At 74.5% G+C, this 15,202-nt stretch carries 15 protein-coding genes and 2 pseudogenes; 6 read left to right on the forward strand and 11 right to left on the reverse strand.

The genetic code is table 11. The features are described 5' to 3' along the window. Positions 1-244: 244 nt before the first annotated feature. Entirely contained in the window at positions 245-2,053 is a 1,809-nt protein-coding gene (locus tag F8279_RS25710) for a glycosyltransferase family 2 protein (RefSeq protein ID WP_091427156.1), read from the forward strand. On the opposite strand, the pseudogene F8279_RS30720 reads toward F8279_RS25710, so the two are convergent. From F8279_RS30720 to F8279_RS25725, 4 genes and pseudogenes are all read right to left on the reverse strand, one after another. Next, positions 1,979-2,179 (reverse strand): annotated as a pseudogene (locus F8279_RS30720) (DUF6510 family protein); the annotation flags it as partial. The gene F8279_RS25710 and the pseudogene F8279_RS30720 overlap by 75 nt on opposite strands. A 16-nt stretch (positions 2,180-2,195) precedes the next feature. Further along, entirely contained in the window at positions 2,196-2,915 is a 720-nt protein-coding gene (locus tag F8279_RS25715; protein ID WP_175438896.1) for a ferredoxin reductase, read from the reverse strand. A 40-nt stretch (positions 2,916-2,955) separates the two neighbouring features. Continuing rightward, the gene (locus F8279_RS25720; RefSeq protein WP_091427158.1) at positions 2,956-3,555 is read right to left on the reverse strand and encodes a sulfite oxidase-like oxidoreductase; all 600 of its coding nucleotides are present in this window, start codon (positions 3,553-3,555) and stop codon (positions 2,956-2,958) included. A gap of 50 nt (positions 3,556-3,605) precedes the next feature. Next, entirely contained in the window at positions 3,606-4,640 is a 1,035-nt protein-coding gene (locus tag F8279_RS25725) for a TerC/Alx family metal homeostasis membrane protein (protein ID WP_091427159.1), read from the reverse strand. A gap of 244 nt (positions 4,641-4,884) precedes the next feature. Between F8279_RS25725 and F8279_RS25730 the strand changes: the two genes are divergently transcribed. Further along, a complete protein-coding gene (locus F8279_RS25730) occupies positions 4,885-6,072 on the forward strand; it encodes a CaiB/BaiF CoA-transferase family protein (protein ID WP_091427160.1) in 1,188 nt (395 codons plus the stop codon). Positions 6,073-6,088: 16 nt separating this feature from the next. Here F8279_RS25730 and F8279_RS25735 read toward each other — a convergent pair whose 3' ends face one another. Then, positions 6,089-6,496 carry a DUF2267 domain-containing protein gene (locus F8279_RS25735; RefSeq protein ID WP_091427161.1) on the reverse strand — a complete coding sequence of 136 codons (408 nt, stop codon included), beginning with the start codon at positions 6,494-6,496 and terminating at the stop codon, positions 6,089-6,091. 177 nt (positions 6,497-6,673) lie between these two features. Here F8279_RS25735 and F8279_RS25740 point away from each other — a divergent pair, with 177 nt between their 5' ends. After that, positions 6,674-6,943, forward strand: coding sequence for a DUF2795 domain-containing protein (locus F8279_RS25740; RefSeq protein WP_091427162.1), 270 nt, complete (start codon positions 6,674-6,676; stop codon positions 6,941-6,943). 332 nt (positions 6,944-7,275) lie between these two features. Here the strand turns inward: F8279_RS25740 and F8279_RS25745 are convergent, their stop codons facing one another. From F8279_RS25745 to F8279_RS25760, 4 genes are read right to left on the reverse strand one after another with little or no spacing between them, the layout of a single operon-like run. After that, on the reverse strand, positions 7,276-7,944 hold the full coding sequence (locus F8279_RS25745) for a hypothetical protein (protein WP_091427163.1): 669 nt from the start codon (positions 7,942-7,944) through the stop codon (positions 7,276-7,278). A gap of 44 nt (positions 7,945-7,988) precedes the next feature. Beyond that, entirely contained in the window at positions 7,989-8,960 is a 972-nt protein-coding gene (locus F8279_RS25750) for a pirin family protein (protein ID WP_091427164.1), read from the reverse strand. 15 nt (positions 8,961-8,975) lie between these two features. Then, positions 8,976-9,812 carry a hypothetical protein gene (locus F8279_RS25755; RefSeq protein WP_091427165.1) on the reverse strand — a complete coding sequence of 279 codons (837 nt, stop codon included), beginning with the start codon at positions 9,810-9,812 and terminating at the stop codon, positions 8,976-8,978. Positions 9,813-9,842: 30 nt separating this feature from the next. Further along, a complete protein-coding gene (locus tag F8279_RS25760; RefSeq protein ID WP_091427166.1) occupies positions 9,843-10,184 on the reverse strand; it encodes a MazG-like family protein in 342 nt (113 codons plus the stop codon). A 92-nt stretch (positions 10,185-10,276) separates the two neighbouring features. On the opposite strand from F8279_RS25760, the gene gdhA reads away from it, so the two are divergent. After that, complete coding sequence (gene gdhA, locus F8279_RS25765; protein WP_091427362.1) at positions 10,277-11,608, forward strand: NADP-specific glutamate dehydrogenase; 1,332 nt, start codon at positions 10,277-10,279, stop codon at positions 11,606-11,608. A gap of 151 nt (positions 11,609-11,759) precedes the next feature. Further along, the gene (locus F8279_RS25770) at positions 11,760-13,118 is read left to right on the forward strand and encodes a hypothetical protein (protein ID WP_091427167.1); all 1,359 of its coding nucleotides are present in this window, start codon (positions 11,760-11,762) and stop codon (positions 13,116-13,118) included. Positions 13,119-13,126: 8 nt separating this feature from the next. Here F8279_RS25770 and F8279_RS25775 read toward each other — a convergent pair whose 3' ends face one another. Then, positions 13,127-13,906 carry a DedA family protein gene (locus F8279_RS25775; protein ID WP_091427168.1) on the reverse strand — a complete coding sequence of 260 codons (780 nt, stop codon included), beginning with the start codon at positions 13,904-13,906 and terminating at the stop codon, positions 13,127-13,129. A 66-nt stretch (positions 13,907-13,972) separates the two neighbouring features. On the opposite strand from F8279_RS25775, the gene F8279_RS25780 reads away from it, so the two are divergent. Continuing rightward, on the forward strand, positions 13,973-14,665 hold the full coding sequence (locus F8279_RS25780; RefSeq protein WP_091427169.1) for a carbon-nitrogen hydrolase family protein: 693 nt from the start codon (positions 13,973-13,975) through the stop codon (positions 14,663-14,665). Between the two features lie 3 nt (positions 14,666-14,668). On the opposite strand, the pseudogene F8279_RS25785 reads toward F8279_RS25780, so the two are convergent. After that, positions 14,669-15,202, reverse strand: a pseudogene (locus F8279_RS25785) (serine/threonine protein kinase); the annotation flags it as partial.

Below are 15,202 nucleotides of genomic sequence, written 5' to 3' on the forward strand. Positions count from 1 at the left end.
CGACTGGATCGCCACCCGCGGCTACAGCACCAGCTGACCACCACCCCGCCGCACACACGACTGCACAGCAAGAGCAAGAGCACGCGACAGGGCCCGACCCCACCACAGGGGTCGGGCCCTGTCGTGCATGTCCAACGGCTGCCTGCCGGTCACCTCGCCGTCACGCCGGTGTCGTCACCCGGACGGCTCGCTCCACCACGCTGGGTCGCGCCGGATCGTCCGGGGCGACCGCGAAGGAGCAGCAGTGGCAGCCGAGGAGGCGACGCACCGCCCACCGACCCACCGCCTACCGACCGCGCAACGCCCACCCGCGACGAGCCGCCCCGACGTGAGCGTCGTCGTGCCGGTCTACAACACGCTGCGCTACCTGCGGTCCTGCCTCGACTCCGTGCTGCGGCAGACCATCGGGCCGCACCGGATGGAGATCGTGGCGGTGGACGACGGGTCCACCGACGGCAGCGGCCGGCTGCTGGACCGGTACGCCGCCAAGCATCCCGGCACGGTGCGGGTGGTCCACCAGGCCAACTCCGGTGGCCCGGCAGCGCCCTGCAACCGGGGCCTGGACCTGGCCACCGGCCGGTACGTCTTCTTCCTCGGCTCGGACGACCGGCTCGGCCCGGAGGCCCTGGAACGTCTGGTCGCCGCCGCCGACCGGTACGGCTCGGACGTGGTGCTCGGCAAGGTGGTCGGCGTCAACGGCCGGCACGTCTTCTCGGACGTGTTCGCCTGCGGCAACGCGGTCGACGTGAGCCTGTTCGACTCGGCGCTGCCGTGGTCGCTGGCGAACACGAAGCTGTTCCGGCGCGACCTCGTGGACCGGCTCGGGCTGCGGTTCCCGGAGGACATGCCGGTGCTCAGCGACCAGCCGTTCACGCTCGCCGCCTGCTACCACGCCCGGCGCATCTCGGTGCTCGCCGACTACGACTACTACCACGCGGTACGCCGGCTGGACGCCCGCAACATCACGTACCGCAGCCGGATCGAGCAGCGCCTGGTCAGCGTGGAGCGGCTGTTCGCGTACGTGGCCGACCTGATCCCCGCCGGAGCTCGCCGGGACGCGGTGCTGCGCCGCCACGTCGGGCTGGAACTGGCGAACCTGGTCGGCGACGACTTCCGGCACCTGGACCGGGCCGCGCAGGAGCGGGTGCACGCGACAGTCGCGCGGCTGGTGCGGCGGCACGTCACCGACGGCGTGCGGGACCGGCTCGGCATCGAGGCCCGGCTGCGCCTGGGCGCGGTGACCGCGGGCGGGGTCGACGATCTGCTGGCGGTCATCGAGCAGGACAGCGGCCGGGGCGTACCGGCGACTGTGTTCGCCGGTGGCCGCTGGCACGCGGGCTATCCGGGCGCCCCGGCGCGGTGGACCGACGTCACCGACGTGCGCGCCGACTGGCTGGCGCGGCTGGACACCGTCGACGTGAGCTGGGCCGACGGGCACACGCTGACGGTGACCACGCGCAGCCCGTACCCTCGGTTCGCCACGGAGGCCGGGCCGATGCGGATGCTGGCCGGTCCGGTCGTGGGCGCCACCCGGATGGACGCCGGCGATCCGGCCGGCCGCACGTTCCGCACGGACTTCGCGCTCGACCGGCTCCTGGCCGCCGGCGGGCAACGCCATCCGGTGCGCGCCGAGGTGGACGGCGGGCACGGGCGCGGCGGCGCCGTGGTGCGCGCGCCGCGGCTCGCCGCCGGGCGGCCGCGGCTGCTGCGGCACGGCGCCCGGCTGTACGGGGTGGCGGCGACCGTCGACCCGCGCAACGGTCAGCTCGTGCTGTCGGTGGTGCCGGTGACAGTGGGTCAGCTCGTCGGGCGGCTGCGCCGGCGCGGGCGGCGCGGCCCGGCCACGGCACAGACGTCAGAGCGCGGCCCGGCCGGGGCGCAGGCCTCAGGGCGCGGCGCGGAAGCCCTGCTCGGCCGGCATGGGCACCTGGAGGTACGTGGTGCCGCGCAGGTCCAGCCAGGCCCGCTGCGGCGCGCGGACCAGCCGCACCATCACCCCGGAGCAGGCGGGGCAGCGCCCGACCAGGCCCGGGGCGTGCGAGTAGACGTGTAGCCCGGCCATCGGGCCGGTCGTCCCGCAGGTGTCGCAGCGGCCGGTGGTGGCGCTCAGGTCGACGGCGAACAACTCGCGTAGCGGCCCGTCGAGCATGTTGCCGTCCAGGTACGACAGGTCGGTCATACGCCCTCCTCGGGTCTCAGCCGGTCGGGCCGAACCGTTCGGTCCGCACGCGCCGGGTCGGGTGACCCAGCCCCACCAGCAGGTCGGCCACGGTCTCCACGAATCCGGTGGGGCCGCACACGTAACAGAGCGGCTCCAGGTCGGGCGGCCAGCCGTGACTGTTCACGTCGGCCAGGCCGATCCGGTGCGGCTCGCCGCGCCAGCCCTCGGGCGCGGACCGGGTGTAGACGTACGCGACGTCGAGGCCCTGGTCGTCGCGGGCGCGGCGGCGCAGCTCGTCGGCGTAGATGACGTCGTCGGGGGTGCGCACCGAGTAGACGAGCCGGAACGGCGTGCGGCTGCCGGCGGCCCGGCGTGCGCGGATCATCGCCATCAGCGGCACCACGCCGGATCCGCCGCCGACCAGCAGGACCGGCGCGGTGTCGTCGGTACGCCAGACGAACCAGCCGCCGACCGGGCCGCGCACCTCCAGCGGGTCGCCCTCGGCGTAGGTGTCGGTCAGGTACGGCGACACCTCACCGTCGGGCACCCGCTGCACCGTCACCTCGATCCGCTCGCCGTCGGCGGGGCCGGCGAGCGAGTACGACCGGGCGGCCTGGTAGCCGTCCTCGGCGGTCAGGCGCAGGTCGACGTGCTGTCCGGGCAGCTGCCCGGGCCAGCCGGGCACGTCCAGCACCAGCGTCTGCGCGGTGGGCGTCTCGATCCGTCGTTCGACCAGCCGGGCGACCCGCCACATCAGCGGCGCGACGCGGCGGCCCTGCGCCTGCGCCGTCACCTCAGTCGCCCTGGTAGCGCTGCTCGCGCCACGGGTCGCCGTAGTCGTGGTAGCCGGCGGTCTCCCAGAAGCCGGGCCGGTCGTCGGCGAGCAGCCGGATGCCGTGCACCCACTTCGCCGACTTCCACAGGTACAGGTGCGGTACGAGCAGCCGCGCCGGGCCGCCGTGCTCGGCCGGCAGCGGCCCCCCGTCGTACGTGTGCACCACCCAGGCCCGCCCGCCGCGCAGGTCGTCCAGCGGCAGGTTCGTGGTGTACCCGCCGTAGGAGTGCGCCAGCGCGTACCGGGCTCCGGTGTCGACGCCGTCGAGCAGCGTGTCCAGGGAGACGCCCTGCCAGGTGGTGCCGAGCTTGGACCAGCGGGTGACGCAGTGCAGGTCCACCGTCGGGGTGTCCTGCGGCAGGCCCATCAGCTCGTCCCAGGACCAGCGGTACTCCGCGCCGGTCTCGCCGGTCAGCACGAACTCCCAGGTGTCGAGGGAGACACGTGGCGTCGGGCCGGCGGAGAGCACCGGGAAGTCCTCGGTGAGGTACTGCCCCGGCGGCAGGTCGGGCGCGGACGAACGGGGCCGGCCCTGGAAGCCGGGCGAGACGATTCCCACCCGTCAGTCGTACCACCGCCGGTCGCGCCGGGGCACGGGTTCCCACCGAGTCAGGCGGAACCTCCGCCCTGCACCTCGTGCACGACGGTGCGCTTGCCGTCGCCGCTGTTGCGGGTGGCCCGCAGGCTGGTGATGGTGACGATCACCAGGACACCGATGATCACGCCGAGCGAGGCGAGCGTCGGGATCTCCGGCACGCCCTTCCAGATGCCGTGCGCCCAGTGCAGGCCGAGCTTGACGCCGATGAACGCCAGGATGGCGGCCAGGCCGTAGCTGAGGTGTACGAGCCGGCTCAGCGCGGCGTGCAGCACGAAGTAGAGTGCCCGCAGGCCCAGCAGCGCGAAGGCGTTGGTGGCGAAGACCAGGTACGGGTCCTCGGTGATCCCGTAGACGGCGGGCACCGAGTCGACGGCGAACACGATGTCCGTGGCCAGCACCGCGACCACGACGAGCGCGAACGGCGTGAGCGCCCGCCGGCCGGCCTGCCGGATCGTCATCCGGGTGCCGTGGTAGTCGTCGACCACCGGCATGATCTTGCGGAGCAGCCGTACCGACCGCATCTTGTTGATGTCGACCTCCTGCTCGTGCCCGGAGAGGGCGTCGCGCAGCAGCTTGACCGCGGTGGCGATCAGGATGAGCGCGAACAGCAGGAAGGCGAAGTCGAGCGTCTGGAGCGCGGCGGCGCCGAGCGCGATGAACACGCCGCGCAGCACGAGTGCGCCCGCGATGCCGTAGAGCAGCACCCGCTGGGCGAGCACCGCGGGCACCGCGAACGCGGCCAGCAGCAGCATGAAGACGAACAGGTTGTCGACCGAGAGGGACTTCTCGACCAGGTAACCGGTGAGGTACTCGATGCCCTGTTGGCTGCCGTAGCGGGACCAGATCCACGCGCCGAAGGCCAGCGGCAGGGCGATGTAGAAGGCCGACCAGCCGAGCGCCTCGCGCATCGAGACCTCGTGCGGCTTTCTGGTGACCAGGAAGTCGAGCACCAGCAGGACGAGCACACCGACGATCGTCACGGCCCACAACGTGGGCGTGCCGACCGACGACAACCCGCCCGCGGCCAGGGGCGACAATTCGGGCATGGGGCCTCCTCGAACACCGTGTCATGTTCGAGGTCTCCTTCACCCACGTTTTCGTGGGCAACCACCCGGGGCTCGCCTCGGCGGCTTGCCGTACTGACCGGAATGATTCGTGGGAAGTACTCCCCTCGCCTGGACAAGGCTAGGTCACCGCCGGACCTGACGCCAAGTCGGACACGGTTGATTGCCCTGGTCAACCGCTGTACGGCGGCAGCGGGCATGGCGCCGGGTCACCCCGGCCCCTAGGGTGACGCGGGTGACCAACCAGGGACCACTGACCGGCGTACGGGTGATCGAGCTGGCCGGCATCGGCCCCGGTCCGTTCGCGTCGATGATGCTGGCCGACCTCGGGGCCGACGTGGTGCGCGTCGACCGGCCCGGCGGCGGTGGGTTCGGCGCCTTTCCCGGCGACCTGCTGAACCGCAACCGCCGCTCGATCGCGGTGGACCTGAAGCAGCCCGACGGGCGTGACCTGGTGCTCGCCCTGGTCGCCGGCGCGGACGCGCTGGTCGAGGGCTTCCGGCCCGGGGTGACCGAGCGACTCGGCCTCGGCCCGGACGACTGCCTCACCGCCAACCCCCGCCTGGTGTACGGGCGGATGACCGGCTGGGGGCAGGACGGGCCACTGGCGCAGCGCGCCGGGCACGACATCGACTACCTGGCGCTGACCGGCGCGCTGCACGGCGTGGGCCGGGCCGGGGAACGCCCGGTGCCGCCGTTGAACCTGCTCGGCGACTACGGCGGCGGGGGCATGATGCTGGCGCTCGGCGTGGTCGCGGCGCTGTACGCGGTGCGTGGCGGCGCGCCCGGCCAGGTGGTCGACGCGGCCATCGTGGACGGCGTGTCGGTGCTGGCCACCCAGATCCACGCGCTGCGCGGCATCGGCCTGTGGCAGGACCCGCGCGGGGTGAACCTGCTCGACGGCGGCGCTCCCTTCTACGACACGTACGAGTGCGCCGACGGGCGGTACGTCGCGGTGGGCGCGCTGGAGCCGCAGTTCTACGCCGAACTGGTCCGCCTCACCGGCTTCCCGCTCGACGGCGAGGACGGCGCGGCGGACGGCAGCGCCGCCGACGACGCGCTGGACCGGGACGACCCGGCGAACTGGCCGGCGCTGCGGGCAGCCTGGGCGCGGCTGTTCCGCACCCGGACCCGGGACGAGTGGACGGACCTGCTGGCCGGCACCGACGCCTGCGCCGCGCCGGTGCTCGACTGGGCCGAGGCGCCGGCGCATCCGCACCTGCGCGCCCGGGACGTCTTCGTGGCGCCGGACGGCGTCACCCAGCCCGCTCCGGCGCCGCGCTTCTCGGCGACCCCGACCTCGGTGCGGCGTCCTCCGCCCTCGCCGGGCGAGCACACCGACGAGGTGCTCGCCGACGCCGGGATCGACGCCGGCCGCATCGCCGCGCTGCGCGCCGCCGGTGTGATCGGCTGACCGCCCGCGAACCGGCTCAGCGGCGGTTCGCGGCGGCCGGAGCCAGCGCCGGTTCCACCATGTCCCGGTAGTCGCGCGGGAACTGGACCACCACCTCCTGGAACTCCCCGCCCCGGATCGCCTCGCGCATCGTGACGAACACCGCGCGGACCGCGTCCCGGGCGGTGTTCTCGTCGCAGTCCGCCCGCCGGGCGACCCGGGCGACGAACTCCGCCGCGCCGAAGCGTTCGGCCGCCTCGTCCCGCGGATACGGACTGAGCAGCCCCTGCAGTGGCCTGGGCAGCTGCGCGGCCAGGTCCAGCACCTCGCCGCCGGTCAGCCGCTCGGCGAACGTCTCCAGCGTGGCCCCGGTGAGCGTGGCGGCCCGGTCCTCGCTGGTGCCGGTGAGCCGGGCGACCCGGCTCACGAAGGTCAGGTAGTGCATCCGTGGTACCCCCTTCGGTGCGCCCACCGCGGCTACCCGCGACAGCGCGCCGGAAACGGCGCCGCTCACCGGCGCGATTACGCGGCGGGATTTGCGCGCCTGCGGGCGTGAGCGGCGGCGCTACGGGTAACCGCCGCCCGGTCATGACCGCGACTACTGCCACGAGGAGCCCGACCCATGGCGAGTTACACGGATGTCCTTGAGTACCTGTCCGCGCTGGACTACCCGGCCGGCAAGGACGACGTCATCCGCGAGGCGGAACGGGAGGGCGCGCCGCCGGACGTGTTGCGGGCGCTGCGCGCGCTGCCCCCGGTGGACTACGCCAACGGCACCGAGGTGGCCCGCTCGGCCGGCATCGACGCGGCTCCCGAGGTGAGCCCGTCGCAGCGCGCGGCGCAGGCCCGGGTCGACCACCCGCGCGTGTCGCAGCACCTGCGCGGCATCTGAGCACGGCGGCGGGCCGGCGGGCGACACGGCCGCCGGCCTCTGCGCGCGCTCAGGCAAGCCCGGCGTGCGACAGTCGCGGGTGGGCGGTCGTGCGTACTCCCGTGTGGGCGGTCGGCACGCCCTGGACAGGCGAGCGCCCCGGGTCACGAACCGCGACCTGGGGCGCCACGCAGCACCTGTCCTGCGCGGTTCACGCCCGAACCGGGTCGCGACCGCGCAGCGGTGAGATGTTCGCCCGAACCGGGCTGGCATCGCTGCCACGATCATCATACGACGCGGCATCAGCCGAACGGGTGAGAATCGCGGAAGTGTGTCCGGGCGCACGCACACGCTCAGGCGGTCACCTCGGCGTACCGCCGCTCCAGGTCCACTCGCGCCAGCGCTCCGACCAGCCACGACAGTTGCTCCGACCCGTCGTTGCCGGTCAGTCCGGCGAGGTCGCGGGCGGTGCGGCCCAGCCCGAGCCGCCGGGCCGCCGCGAGCGCCCGCCGGTCGGCCACCGGTGCCGCCTCGCGCCACAGCGCCTGCGCCTCGCGCAGGAACAGGTCGCACACCTCGTCGTCCACTCCGGGCAGCGCGGTCAGCAGCCGCCGTTCCTCGCCCGGGTCCTGATGCGCGGCGGTCCGCAGCCGCCGCAGGTCACCCCGGTACGTCTCGACGACCGTGCGGGCCAGGTCGCCGAGGGTGTCGGCGATCCCGGCCAGGTCACCGCGCAGCCCGGCGGCGCGCAGCACGCGTACCCGGTCCTCGTGCCGGGAACGGGCCATCCGGGCCGCGGTGTCCCAGCCGGCGTCGCGCAGCGCTGTCGCCGCGTCGACGGCCCGGTGGAAGTCGCCCCGGCGGGCCAGCAGGACGGCCAGGTACAGCACCTGGAACAACTGGGCCGGATTGTTGGTCACCCGGAACCCGAAGCACTCGGCGAACCCGCGGCCGTCTCCGGCGAGCCGGCGGGCTAGCCGCTTCTTGTCCGCGACGTCGCGCGGGGCGGTCTTTGTCGGCATGCCGCCGACTACCCCAGCGACGGCGCGGCATTCGGGTACGGCGGTCAGCCGCGTACGTCGCCGCCGCGGTCGCGGGCCTTGAGCCGGGTGGTGGGCAGCGCTGGCGCGGGCAGCGGTGGCGCCGCGTCGTCGGCGACCACGCCGAAGCGGCGGCCGGCCATCCAGTCCTCCCGGGCGGCCACCACCTCCTCGTGCGAGCGGCCGACGAAGTTCCACCACATCACCAGCGGCTCCTCGAACGGGGTGCCGCCGAGCAGCAGCAGACGCGTGCCCGGCTCGGCGCGCAGGGTCAGCGCGTTCCGCCCGAGGCCCAGGTAGAGCAGTGCGCCGGGGGCCAGCGCCGTGCCGTCGCACTCGGCGGCGCCGGACATGGCCAGCAGCCCGTACTCGAAGTCCGGACGCAGCGCCAGCGTGGCCGGCGCCGGGCCGCGGACCTCGATCTGCGCGCCGACCAGCGGGGTGTGCACGACCGCGGGCGAGCGTTCCCCGCCGAGGTCGCCGACGAGCAGCGTGACGTCCAGGTCGCCGTCGCGGAGGCGGGGCAGGCCGGCGTGGTGGGCGAAGTCCGGGTCACCGGCCCGGGCCGGGTCGGGCAGCGCCACCCACAGCTGCACGCCGTGCATCAGCGGCGGGTGCACCAGCGGGGAGCGCTCGGAGTGGGCGATGCCGCGCCCGGAGGTCATCACGTTGAGCTGGCCCGGGCGGATGGGCTGCACGTTGCCGAGGCTGTCGCGGTGCAGGATCTCCCCGTCGAGCAGCCAGGTGACGGTCTGGAGCCCGGTGTGCGGATGCGGCGGCACCTCCATGCCGGGCCGGTCGGCCACGTCGTCGGGCCCGAAGTGGTCGACGAAGCACCAGGCGCCGACCATCCGGCGCTGCCGCTGCGGCAGCAGCCGCCGCACCGTGGTGTAGCGGCCGAGCGGGACGTCGTGGCCGGGCAGCAGCACGCTGCCCGGATCGGTCGGGCCGACGCCCGGCGGGAGCGTCTGCGCGGGCAGGGATTCGGTGCGGTCCACCGCCCGACTGTACGCTCACTCCGCGGTGACGCTCACCGCGTTCGCGCCCCCGACCAGGTCGAGGTAGAGCCGGTCGGCGGCCCGGTCCCAGCCCGGCGAGCTGACCAGGTCCCCGGCGGCGATCCCGCCGCGCCGCTCGTCGTACAGGGTCAGGGAGCCGGCGCCGGAGGCCACCCGCACCCGGGCCGGCGGCCCGCCGGGCACGGTGACGGTGAGTTCGCTGACCCCGCCGGTCATCCGGACGGTGAGCGAGCCGTCGAGCCGCGGCAGCAGCAGCCGGGTACGCGACGCGCCGCCGACCAGGTCGACCCCGGCGAGCCGGGCCTCACCCAGGTCGAGGCGCTGCTCGCTGACCCCGCCGATCAGCCGCAGCCGCCAGGTGACCCGGGAGTTGAGCACCACCTCGACGGCGGACGGGCCGGGGCGGCCGTTCTCCTCCACCCGCAGCCGGACCCGGTCGCCCACGAGCTGCGGGCGCGGGGTCACACCCGAGCCGTCCGGCGCGCCGATCCGGTAGAGGTCGTCGCCGAGGTCGGTGGCCCGCAGCGTGAACCGGGTCAGCCCGTCGACCAGCTCGAACTGGGCGCGCTGCCGGTCGCCGCGGGGCGCGGCGACGGTCTCGGCGCCGGCCACCTCGGCGGCGCCCGCCGCGCCGGAGCCGCCGTTCCCGGTGACCGGTGACGCCGGCGCGCCGCCGGAGAAGACCACGCCGAGGCGGGCCGGGTTGGACAGCGTCACCGCCACCGCCACGACGCCGAGCACCACCACCAGCACCGCGGCGGCGGCCAGCAGCCGGGCTCCGCCGGACCAGCGGGGCCGGGCCAGGTCGGGGTCGTCCTCGGATGCGGTCATGGTCGTCCCCTCTCGCCGGTCCCCACCGGGTCATACGTCCGCGTCGGCGTCCCGGTTCATTCCCGCTCCGGTACGCGAACGCACCTTGTCGGCGCACGCGGTCAGCACGGCGTGCGCGTCCAGGCCGAGGCTCTCGATGGCGACCAGGGCGGTGAACGCCACGTCGGCCAGTTCGGCGGCGACCTCCTCACGGGTGTGCGTCACGCCCTTGCGCGGGTTCTGCCCGAGCAGGCCGATCCAGGCCGCGGCGACCTCGCCGGCCTCCTCGCCGATCTTGAGGATGCGACAGGTCAGTTCGGTGTCGCCGCGGCCGTTCGCGGCGTCGAGCCAGGCGCGCGCGTCCCGCGCCGTCGTCCAGATGGTGGCGTCCACGCGGACCAGTGAACCCCACCCCACGGACCGTTCGTATCCTGGGGCGACGCAGGCCAGGTGGCCTGCGTCCCAGGCGAGAGGAGGTGCCCGTGATGCCGGAGACCGTCGAGTCGGTGTTCGCCGGCGTGGTCGCCCGGAACCCGGGAGAGCCCGAGTTCCACCAGGCGGTCCGCGAGGTGCTGGAGAGCATCGGTCCGGCCCTGGCCCGGCATCCGGAGTACGCCGAGGTGGTCGAGCGGGTCTGCGAGCCGGAGCGGCAGGTCATCTTCCGCGTGCCGTGGGAGGACGACCAGGGCCGGGTGCGGGTGAACCGCGGCTTCCGGGTGGAGTTCAACAGCGCGCTCGGCCCGTTCAAGGGCGGCCTGCGCTTCCACCCGTCGGTCTACCTGGGCATCGTGAAGTTCCTCGGGTTCGAGCAGATCTTCAAGAACGCGCTGACCGGTCTCGCGATCGGCGGCGGCAAGGGCGGCGCCGACTTCGATCCGAAGGGCCGCTCCGACCGCGAGGTGATGCGGTTCTGCCAGAGCTTCATGACCGAGCTGTACCGGCACATCGGCCCGCAGACCGACGTACCGGCCGGTGACATCGGGGTGGGCGGCCGGGAGATCGGCTACCTGTTCGGGCAGTACAAGCGGATCACCAACCGGTACGACGCGGGCGTGCTCACCGGCAAGGGGCTGGCGTACGGGGGCGCGCAGGTACGCCGGGAGGCGACCGGGTACGGGGCGGTGTTCTTCGCCGACGAGATGCTCCGGCAGGCCGGTGACAGCCTGGAGGGCAAGCGGGTGGTGGTGTCCGGCTCCGGCAACGTGGCCATCTACGCGATCGAGAAGGTGCACCAGCTCGGCGGCACCGTGGTGGCGTGCTCGGACTCCGGCGGCTACGTGGTCGACGAGAAGGGCATCGACCTGCCGTTGCTGCGCGAGCTGAAGGAGCAGCGCCGGGGCCGGCTGGCCGAGTACGCGGAGCACGCGCGCAACGCGGTGGCGGTCCCGGACCGCAACGTGTGGGAGGTGCCCTGCGACCTGGCGCTGCCCTGCGCCACGCAGAACGAGATCGGCGGCGCGGAGGCGGCCGCGCTGGTGGCCGGCGGCTGCGTCGCGGTGGTGGAGGGGGCGAACATGCCCACCACGCCGGAGGCGGTGCGGATCCTCGGCCGGGCCGGGGTGCGGTTCGCCCCGGGCAAGGCCGCCAACGCCGGCGGGGTGGCGGTGAGCGGGCTGGAGATGCAGCAGAACGCCAGCCGCGACACGTGGACGTTCGGCGAGTCGGAGCAGCGGCTGCGCGAGATCATGCGGGACGTGCACGACAGGTGCTGGGCGACCGCGGAGGAGTTCGGGCTGCCCGGCGACTACGTGGCCGGGGCGAACATCCAGGGGTTCCGGCGGGTGGCCGAGGCGATGCTGGCACACGGGCTGGTGTGAGCGGACGGCGGGACGGACGCTGACGGAGCGGTCGGTCAGCGATTGACAGCTTTCGACGCCCGGCCTACGTTCAGGGCGCTACCGGCCGGTAGGCATCCGTCCCGCGTCGTCACCCCCGTCCCGGGGTGGCACCCGTCCCCGGGGAGCAGCGATGCAGCCCTCACCCGTCCGCCGCCGGCTGCTCGCCGTCGGTACGGTCCTCGCGCTGGCGCTCGGCCTGACCGGCGCGGCACCCGCCGCCGCCGGCGGCCGTGACGACGGCAGCGGCCCGCTGCCCGGCTACACCATCGTCAACCCGCCGCTGCCGCCGCTCGTCGTCGGCGGGGCCGCCACCACCGTGCGGCAGGGCGTGCACGCGAACGCCGGGTACATCATCGAGATCCCGGCGCGCTGGAACGGCGACCTGGTCATGTGGGCGCACGGTTACCGCGGCCAGGGCACCGAGCTGTCGCCGGAGCCGCCCGCCTTCGAGCTGCGGCAGCGCCTGATCGCGCAGGGGTACGCGTGGGCGTCGTCGTCGTACGACCGCAACGGCTACGACGTGCGCTCCGGCGTACGCGGCACCCGCGCCCTGGCCGATCTGTTCAGCCGTACCGTCCGGCGCCCGCACCGGGTGCTCGTCGCCGGTGTTTCGATGGGCGGCCACGTCATCGGCCGGTCGCTGGAGCAGTACCCGGGCTACTACGCCGGGGCGCTGCCGATGTGCGGGGTGCTCGGCGACCAGGAGCTGTTCGACTTCTTCCTGGACTACAACCTGGTCGCGCAGGCGCTGGCCGGGGTGCGCGCGTACCCGACGCCGGCCGACTACCTGACCTCGGCGGTGCCCCGGATCCAGGTCACGCTCGGCCTGGCCGGGCTGACGCCGGGCGGCCCGGACACCACCAACGACCTGGGCAAGCAACTGCGCGCGGTCACAGTGGAGCGCTCCGGCGGGCCGCGGCCGGGCGCGGACTCCGCGTTCGCGGTGTGGAAGGACTTCCTGTTCGGCATCGCCGTCAGCGAGGCGGACGGCTCCCCCGCCCGCCGTCCCGGTCAGCTCGCCACGAACCTGTTCACCCGGTACGCGCCGAACCAGCCGGTGAACCTCGACGCCACGGTGCAGCGGGTCGCGCCGGAGAACCTGCGCCAGCGGCTCTCGCCCGGCCTGACCGAGGTGCCCCGGATCGCGGGGCGGCCCACCGCGCCGGTGCTCAGCCTGCACGGGCTCGGCGACCTGTTCGTGCCGTTCGGGATGGAGCAGGCGTACGCCCGGGACGTGGCCAGGCACGGCCGGTCCCGGCTGCTGGTGCAGCGGGCGGTGCGCACCGCGCAGCACTGCGAGTTCAGCCCGGCCGAGGCCGGCGCCGCGTGGGACGACCTGGCTCGCTGGGTCCGCACCGGCAAGCGCCCGGCCGGTGACGCGGTCACCGACCGGCGCGCGGTGGCGGCGCCGGACTTCGGCTGCCGGTTCAGCGACCACGCCGCCCGGGCCGCCGGCGCCGGCACCCGCCTGCTCTACCCGCCCTGCTGAGCCTGCCCTCAGTCCTCCGCCCGGCCGTACCAGCCACCCCGGTAGACGGTGCCCTGCGGGGCCGCCTGCGGCTCCGGCTCCAGCTGCGGCTCCGGCTGCTGCGGCACGTCGCCGGCGGTGCGGCGGGAGCGGCGGACCCGGCTGACCACGAACCAGCAGACACCGGCCGCCACGGCCACGATGACGACCTTCTGGAACGTGCCCGCGTACGCCTCGACCACGTGCCACTGCTCGCCCAGCAGGTAACCGGCGAGCACGAACGTGGTGTTCCAGATCAGGCTGCCCAGCGCGGTGTAGAGCAGGAAGACCGGCACCGGCATCCGTTCCACCCCGGCCGGGATGGAGATGAGACTGCGGAAGATCGGAATCATCCGGCCGAAGAACACCGCCTTGACGCCGTGGCGCAGGAACCACGCCTCGGTGCGGTCCACGTCCTCCAGCTTGATCAGCGGCAGCCGCGCGGCCAGGGCACGCATCCGGTCCCGCCCGAGGGCCGCGCCGATGTAGTAGAGCGCCAGCGCGCCGACGATCGACCCGAGCGTGGTCCAGAAGATGGCGCCGGCCAGGCTCATCCTGCCCTGGCTCGCGGTGAAGCCGGCAAGCGGCAGGATCACCTCGCTGGGGATGGGCGGGAACAGGTTCTCCAGGGCCACCGCGAGGCCGGCGCCCGGACCACCGAGCCGTTCCATCAGGCCGGTGACCCAGCCGGCCACTCCGTCGCCGGTCGGTTCCGCGGCCCGCGAGGTGCTCACCCGGGGGACGGCGAGCAGCTGTGCGTTTCCGATCATCGGACCAACGTTACGGGGCGAAGCCGCGGACGACCACGCGTCATGGAAACCATTATCGTGTAGGCCATGCGTACGCCGTTGCGGATCGCCGTCGCCCAGCCGTTGACCCGCTCCCTCGACGTCGAGGGCAACGCCGACCGGCACGCCGACGCGGTGCGCGCCGCCTCGGCCCGCGTGGTGGTGTTCCCGGAGATGTCGCTGACCGGGTACGAGCTGACCGCCGCGCCGCTGGACCCGGCCGACCCGAGGCTCGCGCCGCTGCGTGCGGCCTGCGCCGACACCGGGACGCTGGCGCTGGCCGGGGCGCCGGTGCCCGGGCCGCACATCGGGGTGCTCGCGGTCGACGCCGACGGCGTGCGGGTCGCGTACCGGAAGATGTGTCTGGGTGGCGCGGAGCCGCGGCACATGCGACCGGGCCCGGAGCCGGCGGTGCTCGATGTGGACGGCTGGCGGCTGGGCCTGGCGGTGTGCAAGGACACCGGGATGCCGGAGCACGCGGCGGCGACGGTGGCACTCGGCGCGGACGCCTACCTGGCGGGGGTGCTGGAGTCGGCCGAGGACGCGGCGGTGCCGGACGAACGCGCCCGCCGCGTCGCCGCCGCGCACGGGGTGTGGGTGGTGACGGCGAGTTTCGCCGGCTCGACCGGTGGCGGGTACGCGCGGGCCGCCGGCGGTTCGGGGATCTGGTCGCCGGACGGCGAGCCGGTGGTCCGGGCCGGCACGGGAGTCGGCGAGGTGGTCACCGCCACGCTGCGGTGACGCTCAACCCTCGTCGGCGCCGCCGCGCAGCCGCTCGTAGCCGTCGATCAGCTTCCGCAACGCTGCGGCGGTGACCGGGTCGATCTTGTCGTCCTCGGCCGCGTCCTCGATCTTCTCGCGCAGGTCCTCGACCCGCTTGTCCCGGTCCTTCGGCTTGCCCCGCTCCAGCTCGGCGGCCTTCTTCCGCAGGTCGTCAGCCGTCTTGCGGTCGACCAGCCCGATCGCCTCGGCCCGGTCGAGCAGCTCACCGAACCGGTCGCCGAGCTGACGCAGCGTCACCGGTTCGGATGCCGTCGACGGCGGGGCGGCGCTGCTGGGTTCGGGGACGGGCGGTTCGGCGGCGCCGGTCGACGGGCCGGCGGTGGGCGCGGCGGCCGGCGGGGTGCCGGAGCCGTCGCCCCACACCAGCGAGCCGACCACGGCGAGCAGCAGCACCACGGCACCGGCGACGAGCAGCCCGAACAGCCGGTTCGACGAGACCGCCGGGCGCGACGGCGCGACGGGACGTGCCGGCGGGACCGGGCGGGACGCGGCGGC

Origin of the sequence: Micromonospora sp. AMSO1212t, assembly GCF_008868145.1 — a bacterium.
Classification (GTDB): Bacteria; Actinomycetota; Actinomycetes; order Mycobacteriales; family Micromonosporaceae; genus Micromonospora; species Micromonospora tulbaghiae.